Origin of the sequence: Nonomuraea sp. K271 (assembly GCF_009908215.1) — a bacterium.
Lineage (GTDB): Bacteria > Actinomycetota > Actinomycetes > Streptosporangiales > Streptosporangiaceae > Nonomuraea > Nonomuraea longispora.
Genome location: NZ_JAAAHR010000139.1, coordinates 13,818 through 27,072, shown reverse-complemented (window position 1 = coordinate 27,072; position 13,255 = coordinate 13,818). Strand labels below are relative to the sequence as shown.

Below are 13,255 nucleotides of genomic sequence, written 5' to 3'. Positions count from 1 at the left end.
CCCGCACCCCTCCCGTGCACAACCCGTCGCGGTAGACCGTCACCTGGGGCAGCGCCACCTGGGGTGAGGCCCGCCGCTGCCGGGGCGGCACGGAGATCGACACCTTCGGCACGGGCCGGCGCCGCGCCGACACCCTGGGCACGGTCACCCGTCCCGGCCTGGCGGTGACACCCTTCGGGGGCGCGGGGGCTCGTACGGTCACCCGCGGCGCGGGGCCCGGCCACGGCGCCCGGCCGGCCTCCGCGCCGCTCACGTCGGCGCCGGTGACGCCGCCCACGAGCACGGCGGCGGCGAGCAGCAGCGCAGCACGCCTGACGGCCACGATCACAGCCCTCCGGCGATCCGCGTGAACTCCTGCAGCGCCCCGGTGAACGCCTCGGGCCCGACGGCCAGCGGCCCGGCGAAGGCGCGCGCGATGTCCCATGTGAGGTAGGTGCCGAAGCCGAGCAGCGCCGCGGTCGCCACCAGCGGCAGGATGGCCAGGCCGCGCGGCCTGGCCCCGGCCAGGAACGGGAAGACGACGACGAGCGCCCCGGTGAGGATCGTCAGGATCAGCAGCCCCTCGGGCGGGGTCGCCGCGGCGTCGGCGGTGCGCTGGGCGCGCGCGGCGGCGATGCTCCTGATGTGGTCGAGCACGGCCGCCTTGGCGTCGGTCTCCTGGTCGCCCTCCACCTCGACGGCGTGGACGGCGCCGCGCAGCTGGTCCATCCTGGCTCCGCCGACCGGGTCCATCGCGCCCTCGGCCATGAGCGGCCACTCGTCCCTGACCACGAACGTGACGTAGTCGTGCAGCGCCCTGCGCACCTCCTGGGGCGCCGTGCCCGGCAGCTCGCCGGCGGCCCAGTAGGCGTCGACGGCGGCCCGGCTCTCGGCGTGGGTGTTGAGCCTGGCGGCGTCGGCCGTGGTCCACGGCACGATGACCGCGATGGCGAACACCAGCAGGAACATGGCCGACAGCATGGCCCCCGCGTGGGCGGCGGAGGGACCGCTGGGGTCGCGGTCCTCCCCTGCCGCCCGGACCCGCCTGAACACCAGCGCGGTGAGCGCCACGGCGCCCACCGCCGCCAGGATGGAGAGTGTGTACGCCACCATGAAGATCTCCCGGATCCTGTCGACTACGCAGTGCGACATTACTATCACATAGGGCGACGATGGCGGCAGGCGGTGATCGGTAAAGTCCCGGGCATGTCTCGGCCCGGCGGGGTCCGGCGCTAGGACAGCTCGACGAAGGACCGCTCTTCTCTTGGTGGCCGGGCACGAATCCCGGCGGGCGCACCATGGCATACCGTCGCCAGTGAACGCGTCCACGAGGAGGAGCGGCAGGTTGATCGAGGTCAGGGAGCTCCACGAGATGGCGGAGTTCGAGCAGGTCAACGACTTGTTCGAGGACATCTGGCACTTCGGGCCCGGCGACCCGCCCATCACGATGGAGCTGATGCGGGCGCTGTCGCACTCGGGCGGCTATGTCGCCGGCGCCTTCGAGGGCGGCCGGTTGGTGGGCGGCTCGGTCGGGTTCCTCGCGGCGGGCGGCGCGTTGCACTCGCACGTCACCGGCACGACGCGGCGCGGCGCCGGGTTAGAGCTCAAGCTGCACCAGCGCCGCTGGGCCCTGGGACGCGGGATCGAGCGCATCACCTGGACCTACGATCCCCTGGTGCGCCGCAACGCCCACTTCAACCTGGCGAAGCTGGGGGCGCGGCCCCAGGAGTACCTGCCGCGCTTCTACGGCGTCATGGACGACGCCATCAACCAGGGGGACGAGTCGGACCGGCTGCTCGCGGTGTGGCCGCTGACCGCGCCGCACGTGGAGGCGCTGATCCGGCGCGAGCCCGGTGAGAGCCCGGCGCCGGACGGCGCGGTGGTCGCGCTGGCCGACGAGGGCGGCAGGCCGGTGGCGGGGCCGGTGGGGGCGGGCACGGTGCTGGTCGCCGTCCCCGCCGACATCGAGGGGTTGCGCGGCAGCGACCCGGGAACGGCCAAGGCGTGGCGGCTCGCCGTGCGCGAGGTGCTGGGTGGCCTGATGGCGGAGGGCCGCGCGGTCACGGGGTTCTGCGGTAAGTCCTACTACGTGGTGGAGCAAGTGTGAAGATCACTGGAGTTGAGCTACGCCGGATCGCGATGCCGCTGGTGGCGCCGTTCCGCACCTCGTTCGGCACGGAGACGTCCCGTGACGTCCTGCTCGTCAGGGTCGTGACGCCGGACGCCGAGGGCTGGGGCGAGTGCGTGGCGATGTCCGAGCCGCTCTATTCCTCCGAGTACGTCGACGGCGCCGCCGAGGTGATCCGCCGTTTCCTGCTGCCCGCGTTGCCGCCGAACGTCGACGCGCAGGGCGTGGCCCGCGCGCTGGAGCCCGTCAAGGGCCACCGCATGGCCAAGGCCGCGGTGGAGACGGCGGTGCTGGACGCGCAGCTGAGGGCGGCGGGCGAGTCGTTCGGCCGGTTCCTCGGCGCGTCGCGCGGCCGGGTGCCGTGCGGGGTGTCGGTCGGCATCATGGACTCGGTCCCGCAGCTCCTCGACGCGGTGGCGGGCTACCTGGACGAGGGATATGTCCGCATCAAGCTGAAGATCCAGCCCGGCTGGGACGTCGAGCCGGTCAGGGCCGTGCGCGAACGGTTCGGCGACGACGTGCTGCTCCAGGTCGACGCGAACGCCGCCTACTCGCTGACCGACGCCCGGCACCTGGCCCGGCTCGACGCGTTCGGCCTGCTGCTGATCGAGCAGCCGCTGGCCAACGACGACCTCGTGCAGCACGCCAAGCTGGCCCCGCAGCTGACGACGCCGGTCTGCCTGGACGAGTCGATCGAGTCGGCCGAGCACGCCGCGGCGGCGATCGCGCTTGGCTCCTGCTCGATCATCAACGTCAAGCCGGGCCGGATCGGCGGCTACCTGGAGGCGCGGCGCATCCACGACCTGTGCCGGGCCCACGGGGTCGCGGTGTGGTGCGGCGGCATGCTGGAGACCGGGCTGGGCCGGGCGGCGAACGTGGCGCTGGCGGCGCTGCCCGGGTTCACCCTTCCGGGCGACACCTCGGGGTCGCGCCGCTACTACGCGACCGACATCACCGAACCCTTCGAGCTGGCGGACGGGCATCTCGACGTGCCGTCCGGGCCGGGCCTCGGCGTGGAGCCGATCCCGGCCGTGCTCGACGAGGTCACCACGGCCACGGAGTGGATCACCCTCTGAGCCGGGGCACCGCGGCCAGCAGGGCGCGCGTGTAGTCGTGCGCGGGCTCGCCGACGATCTGCTCGGCGGGGCCCGCCTCGACCAGCCGGCCCTGATGCATGACGGCGACCACGTCGGCGACGTACCTGACCACGGCCAGGTTGTGCGAGATGAACAACATCGGCAGGCCCAGCTCGTCGCGGAGCCCGCGGACGAGGTTGAGCACGGCGCCCTGCACCGACACGTCGAGCGCGCTGGTGATCTCGTCGGCGACGAGCAGGCCGGGGTCGCCGCCGAGGGCGCGGGCGATGGCGACGCGCTGCCGCTGGCCGCCGGACAGCTCGCGCGGGTAGCGGCCGGCGACCTCCGCGGGGAGCCGCACGAGATCGAGCAGCCGCTTCACCTCGCTGTCGCGGTCGCGGCCCCTGATGCCCTCCGCGACCGTGTCGCCGACCGTCATGCGGGGGTTGAGCGACGCGTACGGGTCCTGGAACACCATCTGGACCCGGCGGACGCCCTCGATGCTCCCCGTGTACGGGACTAGCCCGCACACGGCCCTGGCCAGCGACGACTTGCCGGACCCCGACTCGCCGACGAGCCCGACGACGCGGCCGTCGGGGATCTCCAGCGTGACGTCGTCGACGGCGGTGAAGTCGCCGAACCGCACGGTCAGGTTCTGGATGATCATGACACCTCCCAGCAGGCGACCCGCTGCAGGGGGCCGTGCGCGACGAGTTCCGGGCGCTGCGTGACGCACCGCTCGGTGGCCAGGGAGCAGCGGGGGGCGAAGGCGCAGCCGGGCCCGACCTGGTCGGGCGCGGGCTGGGTGCCGGGGATGCCGGCCAGCGGCCTGGTCCTGTCGGTGTCCAGGTCGGGCAGGGAGGCGATCAGCGCCCTGCTGTAGGGGTGTGCGGCGCCGTCGGCGAGCCGGTCGGCGGGCAGTTCCTCGACGACGCGGCCGGCGTACATGACGACGACGCGGTCGCACAGCTCGCCGACGACGGCGATGTCGTGCGAGATGAACAGCGTGGCCGCGCCCGTCTCGGCCACGACCTCGCGCAGCAGGCGCAGGATCTGCCGCTGCACGGTCACGTCGAGCGCGGTCGTGGGCTCGTCGGCGACGATCAGGCGGGGTGTGCCCATCAAACCCATGGCGATAACGGCGCGCTGCCGCATGCCGCCGGACAGCTCGTGGGGGTGCTGGGCGGCCCGCCGCTCGGGCTCGGGCAGGTGCACCTGGCCGAGCCGGTCGACGGCGCGGCGGCGGGCCTCGGCCCGGGTGGCGCCCTCGTGCACGACGGCGACCTCGGCGAGCTGGCCACCGATCTTGAGCGCGGGGTTGAGCGCTGCGAGCGGGTCCTGGAAGACCATGGCGAGCGCGGTGCCGAGCTCCTTGTCCGACAGCTCGGCGACGTCCCTGCCGCCCAGGTGCAGCCGCCCGTACGTGACCTTCCCCGGGTAGGGGACGAGCCCGCCGATGGCGGCCGCGGTCAGGCTCTTGCCGCTGCCGGACTCGCCCACGAGCCCGACGACCTCGCCGGGCGCGACGGCCAGCGACAGGCCCCGTACGGGGGTGGAGCCGCCGGGGAACGTGACGGTCAGGTCCCTCACGTCCAGCACGGCGCCGGGGTCCGGCTCGCCGGGCTCGGGTGGCGGCGCCGGCGGCTCGTCCACCTTGCGTACGGTCGTGCGCGCGGCGGCTCTGGCCAGGGCGTCGCCCAGCAGGTTGAAGCCGATGCCGGCGAGCGCGACGGCGGCTGCGGGTCCGAGCGCCACCTCGGGCGTCACGTAGATGCGGGAGAACCCGTCGAACAGCAGCCGGCCCCAGTCGAACGACGGCGGCTGCACGCCGAGCCCCAGGAACGACATGCCGGCCAGGCCGAGCAGGGCGCCGCCGAGCGCCTGGGTGAGGTTGAGGATGAGCGGTTCGGCGATGTTGGGCAGCACGTGCCGGGACAGGATGCGCCGGCGGGGCACGCCGAGCATGCGGGCGGCCGAGACGTAGTCGGCGCCGGCGACCGAGGCGGCCAGCGTCTGGGTGAGCCGGGCGAAGCCGGGCGCGATGGCCGCGCCGATGCCGAGCACCGCGCCGCGCGCGCCGAGTCCGGTGACGACCGCGGTGAACATGGCCAGCAGCAGCCCGGGGAAGGCCACCAGCGCGTTGACCGTGCCGGTGGCGAGCCGGGCGCCCCGCTTGGGCAGCACCGACGGAAGTGCGCCGAGCACGATGCCGGCGGCGGCGCCGATGAGCGTGGCGGCCAGCGCGAGCGCCAGCGAGAACCGGCCCGCCACCAGCACCCTGGCCAGCAGGTCGCGGCCCAGGTTGTCGGTGCCGAGCGGGTGCTCGGCGGAGGCGCCCTGGAGGATGGCGCCGGCGTCGATGCGCTCGGCCGCCTCGCCCCAGACGATCGGCCCGGCGACGGCGAGCGCCGCCATGAGCGCGACGATCACGGCACCGGCCACGGCGGGGCCGCTCCAGCGGAGGGACATCAGGACTGCTCCCTGATCTCAGAGGTGGGGTCGAGGGCGCCGAGCAGGAGGTCGACGGCCAGGTTCACGACCAGCACGATCGCGCCGTAGACGAGAATCACGCCCTGGGCGACCGGGAAGTCCTTCTGCGTGATCGACTCGACGATCTTCAGCCCGAGGCCCGGCCAGGCGAAGACGTACTCGACGAGCACGCTGCCGGCGATGAGCGAGGTCAGCAGCAGCCCGCTCACCGTCAGGGTGGCGGTGAGGGTGTTGGGCAGCACGTGCCGCAGGTGCAGCCGGCGCGCGGGCAGGCGTTTGGCCCTCGCCAGGCGCACGTAGTCCTTGCCCAGCTCGCGCAGGGTCTCCACGCGGGCGATGCGGGCGATCATGGCGACGGGGCCGGCCGCGAGGGCGAGGACGGGCAGCACGTACGTGATCGGACCGGCCTTGCCCGCGGGCGGGAACCAGCCGAGGCCGATGGCGAAGGCGGACACCAGGCCGATCGCGTACAGGAACTCGGGGACGGCCACGGCGGTGCCGGTGACGGAGCCGAAGGTCAGCTCGGAGCCGCGGTTGCGGCCGTTCTGGGTGCGTACGGCCGCCCACATGCCGAGGGGGACGCCCGCCAGCAGGGCGAGGAGGGTGGCGAGCAGGGCCAGGGCGAGGGTGTTGGGGAGGCGGGCGGCGATGACGTCGCCGACGGGCTCGCTGGTGATGAACGAAGTCCCGAAATTTCCGGACAGTACGTTGGTCGCGTAGGTCACGAACTGCTCCGGTAACGGGCGGTCCAGGCCGAGCGCCGCCCTGCGCGCCTCCACCAGCTCCACCGGCGCGGCCGGCCCGAGCGACGTGCGCACCGGGTCGCCGGGAATGAGGTGGATCATCGCGAAGGACGCGGCGAGCAGCACGGCCAGCGACACGGCGAACCGCACCGCCCGCCGCACGACGACCCGCGTCCTGCGGCGCGCCGCCCGTCGGCCCGCCCCGGGTGCGGGACCGGGCCGCGTTCCTGTGGCCGCCATGGGCGTGTCGAGGCCGCTGCTGTCGGGCACTCAGCCTCCCTGGGTGAGCCTGATCGAGGTGGGCACGAACTCTCCCGCCTGCATGTCGTACGTCGCCCCCTTGGCCGCGTGCAGCACCGTGTTCTCCACCACCGGCACCAGGTCGGCGGCCTCGAACAGGGCCGACTCCGCCTCCAGCCACTGGCCGCAGCCCTCGGCCGACGGCAGCAGCCCCGCCTCGGCGACGAGCGACTCGTAGCGCTTGTTGTCCAGGTGGGCGAAGTTGGCCCCCTCGGGCGCGGCCGGGCCGGACAGGAAGCCGATGAGCTGGGAGGGCAGGCTCACGCCGATGGGCAACCAGACGACGTCCCAGTCCTGGGTGGCGTTGAGGGACTCCGACAGCTTGGCGTCGATGATGCCGTTCAGCTTCACCTCGGCCCCCGCCTTGCGCCAGGCCTGGCCCAGGTACTCGACCGCGGCCTGCACCCCGGCGCCGCGCGTGGTGGCGTACATCAGCCGCAGCGTCAGCCGCTTGCCGTCCTTGACCCGCACCCCGTCGGGCCCCGCCTTCCAGCCGGCCGCGTCCAGGGCGGCCGCGGCCGCCGCCGGGTCGTGGGCGGGCACGTGCCCGGTGACCGAGTCGCCCTTGCAGGGGCGCGGCTCCATGACGAGCCCGGTGGCCTGCCTGCCGGTGCCGCTGGAGGCGATGCCCGCCAGCTCCTTGAGGTTGACGGCCTGGGTGAGCGCCTTGCGCACCTCCGGGTCGTGCGCGGGCCTGTCGTCGCCCTGGTGGTAGAAGAACTGGCCGTTGGTGAAGGGGACGACGTTCTTGACCACACCGGGCGTGGCCTCCAGACGGGCGCGGTCGGGGCCGTAGACCGTCGCGCCGTTGACGGTGCCGGAGATGAGCAGGTTGGCGGCGGTCTGCTCGTTGGGGATGACCTTGAGCACGACGGTCCCCGGCAGCTCGGCGGCGGTCGCGCCGGCCGGCCCCCAGGCGTACTCCCTGCGGACCTTGAACGTGTAGCGGTCGCTGGGCACCGCCTCGGTCAGCTGGTACGGCCCGGTGCCCGAGGTGCCGCGGGTCAGCAGCGAACGGTCCTTGACGCCCTTGCCGCACACGATGAACAGCGACCTGGCGCTCTCCACGATGAAGCTGAACGGCTCCGGCATGGACAGCGTCACCGTACCCGCGGCGTCGTCGGCGGTGGCCTTCATCCCGATGGGCACCAGCACGCCGTAGATGGGCGACTTGGTGTCGGGGTCGGTGATGTGGTTGACGCTGCCGGCGACGTCGGAGGCGGTCAGCGGGGAGCCGTCGGAGCAGGTGACGCCCTTACGCAGGGTGAACGTGGCGCTGTCCGGCTTCACCTCCCACTTCTCGGCCAGCCTGGGCACGAGTTTGCCGTCGTCCGAGGCGGTGACGAGCGTGTCGTACGCGAGCGAGAGCGTGGTGTTCGTGATCGAGAGCACGCCCATGGCGGGATCGAGGCCGCCGGGGTCGGCCGAGAGCGCGTAGGTGAACGTGCCGCCCGTGGCCGGCGCCCCGCCTCCGTCGCCTCCGTCGCCACCGCCGCCTCCGCAGGCGGCCGCGAGCAGGGCGAGCGAGGTGAGAGCCGCAGCTGCCGGTGTTCTCATGGGGGACTCCCGTCGAGCGTGGGGGGTGTGCACCACCTTTGCCCCTCGCCGGGCCTGGTGCTTCGTGCCCGGTGACGAAAAAGCCGGGCGGCCTCGTTCTAGCGCCCGAAGATCCGCATCTGCAACATGACCGTGAGCCGGGCGTCTGGGTCCGACAGGTCGAGGCCGCTGATCTCGACAAGCCGCTTGAGCCGGTAGCGGAAGGTGTTGGCGTGCACGTGCACGCGGGCGCAGGCGGCGTTGACGTCACCGAACGCGTCCAGGTACGCCCGCAGCGTGGCGGTCAGCTCGGTGCCGTGCTCCGCGTCGTGTTCGAGCAGCCGCTGGTAGGGCCCGGTGGGCGCCTGCTCCTCCGCGGCGGCCACGTCGGCGACCTGGAGCAGCAGCGACTCGAAATGCACGGAGGCGTACCCGGCGACCTGGCCGGTGGTGCCGCGGGAGCGCAGCACGCGCAGGGCCCGGTCGGCGTCCGCGCGTGACCTGGCGACGTGCGACAGGTGGAGCGCCAGGCGGCCCACGCCGATGTTGGCGGCGTGCCGGGGCCCGACCCTGGCCAGGAAGCTCTCGGCCACGCGCACGGCCCGCGCCTCCTCCCCTTGGCTCTGCTGCCCGCCCGACTGCAGCGGCAGCACGGCGTAGGCGACGGAGCCGACGAGCGCGGCGGCGGCCTTGGGATGGATGGCGCCGACGTGCAGCGCGAGCGCGTCGCAGAAGCGCTGCCTGTCGCTCTCGCCGCGGGCGGGGTCGGCGGCGGAGTCGCCGGTCAGCTGGGCGGCGAGCACGCACAGGCGGGTGGTGGCGACGCCGAGCCGCTCGGCCGCCTCGGCGGCGTCGGTGCCGCCGGCCAGCACGGTGGACAGCAGGTCGGCGCGGAGCCGCCGCCGGGTGTCGGCCCCGGCCCGCTCGCGCAGCAGCCGCAGCGCCACGATCTTGGCGGCGTCGGCGAGCGCCCGCTGGCGCTGCTCGCTGAGCGGCTCGCGCACGGCCACCCAGATGGAGCCGAGGATCTCGTCGCCGGTGCGGACGGCGACGGCGACCCGGTTGATGACGTTCGCGTCGTCGAGCTCCATGTAGACGGGCTCGCGGCTCTGGTAGAGCTGCTTGAAGAAGCCGCGCTCGTCGAGCATGCGCAGGTAGCGCTCGGGGACCTGGCGGCCGAGCACCGTCTCGACGCGCCCTTGGTCGGCCTCGTCCTGGCGACCGGAGTAGGCGAGCACCCGCGACGATCTGTCCTCGATGGTGACGGGCGCGTCCAGCAGCGCGCACACGGCGTTGGCCAGGGAGAACAGGTCGTCGGGCGGCCCCTCCCCCGGCTCGGCCAGGTCGCCCTCGGCCAGCAGCGAGCGCAGCAGCGCGGCGACCTGGGACCAGGAGGCCGCCCGGGTGAGCCCGAGCACGGCCACGCCGGTCTCCAGCACCACGGCCCGCACCCGCTCGTCGACGTCGACGGGCAGCTTGACGACGACGCCCGCGGCCTGTTCCACCCGCTCGATCAGGGCGCAGATGTCGTCCGCGCCCTGGACGCCGACGGCCAGCACGATGCCGCCGGGCGGCACGATCAGCTCGTCGAGCGGATCGTAGACGTGCACGCCGGTGACCTCGGTGTCGAGATCGCCGGGTGACGCGGCGACGTCGAGCACCGTGGTGCCGAGGTCGTGGAGGATGCGCCCGAGACTGGCACGCGGACGATTCCTCATCGGATCACGATAATCCACGAGAAGGGACATCAGCCGGGCACGTCAGGCACGCGGCACCGCCCGGCCGTCATGCAGGCATGCGGCCCGGCCCGCAGGTCCATGCCGCCTCCTCAGCCGGTCCTCGGGGTGGCGCGGGCGCCCATGTGCACGTACGGGGAGCCGTCGGGCAGCTCGTAGAACACGACGGACGCCCAGTCGGGCGAGCCGTTCATCCGGCACACGAACGTGACGTCGTCCACGGGCCGCAGCTCGCACTCCTCCGGCTCCTGCTGCAGGGCGGCCAGCGCGCCCGTGGCCTCGTAACGCAGCCAGGGCCGCCCGTCGCGCTGCGACACCGTGATGCGCGCGCCAACCCGCTCGTAGACGCCGGTGTGGCGGGAGGCGTCCACGTCCGCGGCCTGGTCGAGCGGCTCCGGCTGCGGAGGCACGGTAAGGCCGTCGAGCTCGGCGAACAGCTCCGTGGCCACAGCGCGGGTGAAGGCGCCGGAGTGGCCGCCGTTGGCGGTGACGCACACGATGGTGCCGGTGCCGGGGACGGCCCAGAGCATGGCGTGCTGGCCGATGGTGTTGCCACCGTGGGAGATGACGCGCTGCCCGTCCCACTCGTCCAGGATCCAGCCGATGCCCCACTGCTTGCCCACGGTGTGCGGGTTGGGGATGTCGATCTGCGGCTCCCACATGGCCTGCGGGTCGTCGAGCAGGCCGCCCTCCCCCGTGGTGCGCAGGTGGGCGCGGGCGAAGGCGACCACGTCGGCGGGGCGGGCGCAGATGAGCCCCGCCGGGCCGGCCGAGCGCATGAGCCCCCACATCGGGGCCGGCGCGCCGCCGTCCACGTGGCCCATCGCGGCGCGGAAGCGCAGCACGTCCTCGGGCAGGGTCCAGGTGTGGGTGAGGCCGAGCGGTTCGACGATCTCCTTCCTCAGCGCGTCGTCCCAGCGTTCGCCGGTCAGGCGCTCGACGACCCGGCCCGCGATGACGAACCCGGAGTTGCAGTAGGACTGGGTGACGCCGAGCGGGTGGTTCTGGGTCAGTTCGGCGCACGCCTCGACGTACCTCTCCACGCAGTCGTCGCCGCGGCCGGTGTCGAGGAAGAGGTCGCCGTTGATGCCGCTGGTGTGGGAGAGCAGATGCCTGATGGTGACGGTCTTGGTGACCTCGGCGTCGGCGACCCTGAACTCCGGCAGCACCTCCGCCACCGTGGTGTCCAGCGTCAGGCGGCCGCGCTCGATCAGCCGCATGAGCAGGGTCGCGGTCCACACCTTGGTGACCGAGCCGATCTGGTAGAGCGCGTCCGGGGTGGCCTCCACCCCGGTGGCGGTGTTGAGCGTGCCCGCCGCGAACTCGTGCGGCTCCCCCTCGTGCAGGTACGCCAGCGCCGCGCCGGGCACCTCGTACCGGTCGATCAGCTCGGCGAGCCGCTGACCCATTGCTCCAGCCACGCGATGATCCTTTCGTTGTAGTCGTGCCGGTGTGAGGGCCGGCCGTTCAGGATGAACAGGTGGCTGGCGCCGGGGTAGCGCACCAGCCGGACCGGCACCCGCCGTTCGCGCAGCGCGGCGAACCACTGCTCGGACTGGCCGACCGGGCAGCGGTCGTCGCCCTCGCCGTGCAGGAGGAGCGTGGGGGTGGTGACCTCGGACACGTACGTGATCGGCGACTGCGCCGCGAGGTCGCCGCCCCATTCGTGCACCTTCATCAGCTGCCCCAGGTCCGAGGTGCCCGCCATGCTGCTCAGGTCGCTCACGCATCCGCCGGGGATCGCGGCCTTGAAGCGGCCGGTGTGTCCCGTCAGCCAACACGTCATGTAGCCGCCGTAGCTGTACCCGGTGACGGCCAGCCGGCCTGGGTCCGCGACGTTCTCCTCGACCAGCGTGTCGACGGCGGCGAGGAAGTCCTGCGCGTCGGCCAGCCCCCACGCGCCGACGGCCGCGGTGTAGAAGTCCTCGCCGTAGCCGTCGCTGGCCCGCGGGTTGAGCGCGAGCACCGTCCAGCCCCTCGCCGCCAGGACCTGGTGGTAGAGGTGGAAGCCGTCGAGCACGGGGGCCCAGGCGTTGTGCGGGCCGCCGTGCACGTCGAGCAGGAGCGGGCCGGGGGTGGCCGCGTTCTCGTCCCGCAGCACGAAGCCTTCGACCTGGGTGCCGTCGGGAGCGGTGAACGTGCGGCGGGCGGGCGTGAACAGCTCGACGCCGTCGAGCGCGTGGTCGGTGAGCCGCTCCGGGGTCTCGCCCGGCCGGCCCAGGTAGACGTCGCCGGCGCTGTGGGGGGTCGCGGCCACGTACGCGATCCGGCCGGCCGCCGCGCTCGCCCCAGACACGCTCGTCTCCTCGGGCACCAGCCGCTCGCCCCGCGGCCGGTACAGGTGGGTGCAGCCGCGGTCGCGGACACAGAACATCAGGTCGTCACCGGCGAGCAGCGCGGGCGCGGCGCCGGGGTAGCCGGGGGCGCCGGTCATGACGTTGCGGTCCAGCCCCGTCTCGACCTCCTCGGGCACGCCGCCGGGTGTGAGCGTGAACAGCCGTACGTGCCCGGCCGGGCCGCCCTTCGTGGCGGTGACGACCAGCCGCTCGCCCTGCCACCACACGCCGGTGCAGATGAGGCCGGGACCGGTCAGCCGCCGCGGCTGCCGGCCCGGCGCCACGGTGTGGACGGCCCCGCCCCTCTCCAGGTCGCGCTCATCCTCCCTGTCCGCGACGAACGCCAGCCGCGTCCCGTCAGGACTCCACGACGGCTCCCCCGCGAAGAAGCCGCCCTCGGTGACCTGGGTCGTCTCTCCGCTCGCCACGTCCACCACGAACAGGTGGGCGCTCATCCCGCGCAGCAGCCCCGTGCCGTCCGCCTTGTACTCCAGCCGGTCGATCACCACGGGCGCGTCCGCGTCGGGGGCCCGCCCGCCGGGCCCCACCGGCGCGCTGAACGCGATGCGGGTCCCGTCGGGGGACCACCGCGGCGCTCCCGCGCCCAGCGCCGCCGAGGTGATCGGGACCGGCTCGCCGCCGTCCATGGGGAGCAGGTGGATCTGCGGCCTGCCGTCCACGGGCCGCAGGAACGCCAGCGTCCGCCCGTCCGGCGACCACCGGGCCGCGCTCCCGCCGGCCAGCCTGCGCGGCGCGGCGCCCGGAGCGGCGAGCCAGACCTCCGTGCGGTTCTCGTCGGCGTCCCGGTCGACGGTGGTCAGCGTGTACGCCACCGCGCCGCCGTCGGGTCGCAGGCAGGGATCGGAAGGCACGGCGAAGCGGTAGAGATCATCCAGGGTGAGACGCGGCATATCAGAACCGTAGAGCAGCG

The 13,255-nt window shown here is 73.7% G+C and carries 11 protein-coding genes; 2 read left to right on the top strand and 9 right to left on the bottom strand.

Annotation, left to right across the window (positions count from 1 at the left end):
- The coding region (locus GUY59_RS34885) for a hypothetical protein (protein ID WP_201761701.1) at positions 1-322 on the bottom strand (322 nt) is incomplete at its 3' end.
- A gap of 2 nt (positions 323-324) precedes the next feature.
- Complete coding sequence (locus GUY59_RS34880; RefSeq protein WP_161714850.1) at positions 325-1,092, bottom strand: bestrophin-like domain; 768 nt, start codon at positions 1,090-1,092, stop codon at positions 325-327.
- Positions 1,093-1,324: 232 nt separating this feature from the next.
- Here GUY59_RS34880 and GUY59_RS34875 point away from each other — a divergent pair, with 232 nt between their 5' ends.
- Both GUY59_RS34875 and menC read left to right on the top strand, forming a co-directional pair.
- Positions 1,325-2,086: a GNAT family N-acetyltransferase gene (locus tag GUY59_RS34875; RefSeq protein ID WP_161714849.1), complete on the top strand. Its 762-nt coding sequence runs from the start codon at positions 1,325-1,327 to the stop codon at positions 2,084-2,086.
- The gene (gene menC, locus GUY59_RS34870) at positions 2,083-3,183 is read left to right on the top strand and encodes an o-succinylbenzoate synthase (protein ID WP_132337288.1); all 1,101 of its coding nucleotides are present in this window, start codon (positions 2,083-2,085) and stop codon (positions 3,181-3,183) included. Before GUY59_RS34875 ends, menC begins: the two co-directional genes overlap by 4 nt.
- Here the strand turns inward: menC and GUY59_RS34865 are convergent.
- The 7 genes from GUY59_RS34865 to GUY59_RS34835 all read right to left on the bottom strand — a co-directional run bounded on the left by GUY59_RS34865 (position 3,173) and on the right by GUY59_RS34835 (position 13,235).
- Positions 3,173-3,850: an ABC transporter ATP-binding protein gene (locus tag GUY59_RS34865; protein ID WP_138207496.1), complete on the bottom strand. Its 678-nt coding sequence runs from the start codon at positions 3,848-3,850 to the stop codon at positions 3,173-3,175. The genes menC and GUY59_RS34865 overlap by 11 nt on opposite strands.
- The gene (locus GUY59_RS34860; protein WP_138207498.1) at positions 3,847-5,652 is read right to left on the bottom strand and encodes a dipeptide/oligopeptide/nickel ABC transporter permease/ATP-binding protein; all 1,806 of its coding nucleotides are present in this window, start codon (positions 5,650-5,652) and stop codon (positions 3,847-3,849) included. The genes GUY59_RS34865 and GUY59_RS34860 overlap by 4 nt, the downstream gene beginning before the upstream one ends.
- A complete protein-coding gene (locus GUY59_RS34855; protein WP_252375199.1) occupies positions 5,652-6,686 on the bottom strand; it encodes an ABC transporter permease in 1,035 nt (344 codons plus the stop codon). The genes GUY59_RS34860 and GUY59_RS34855 overlap by 1 nt, the downstream gene beginning before the upstream one ends.
- The gene (locus tag GUY59_RS34850) at positions 6,687-8,273 is read right to left on the bottom strand and encodes an ABC transporter substrate-binding protein (protein ID WP_138207500.1); all 1,587 of its coding nucleotides are present in this window, start codon (positions 8,271-8,273) and stop codon (positions 6,687-6,689) included.
- 98 nt (positions 8,274-8,371) lie between these two features.
- Entirely contained in the window at positions 8,372-9,970 is a 1,599-nt protein-coding gene (locus GUY59_RS34845) for a PucR family transcriptional regulator (protein ID WP_236667791.1), read from the bottom strand.
- 110 nt (positions 9,971-10,080) lie between these two features.
- Positions 10,081-11,409 carry a serine hydrolase domain-containing protein gene (locus GUY59_RS34840; RefSeq protein ID WP_252375200.1) on the bottom strand — a complete coding sequence of 443 codons (1,329 nt, stop codon included), beginning with the start codon at positions 11,407-11,409 and terminating at the stop codon, positions 10,081-10,083.
- On the bottom strand, positions 11,373-13,235 hold the full coding sequence (locus tag GUY59_RS34835) for a S9 family peptidase (protein WP_138207504.1): 1,863 nt from the start codon (positions 13,233-13,235) through the stop codon (positions 11,373-11,375). The genes GUY59_RS34840 and GUY59_RS34835 overlap by 37 nt, the downstream gene beginning before the upstream one ends.
- Between the last annotated feature and the right edge of the window lie 20 nt (positions 13,236-13,255).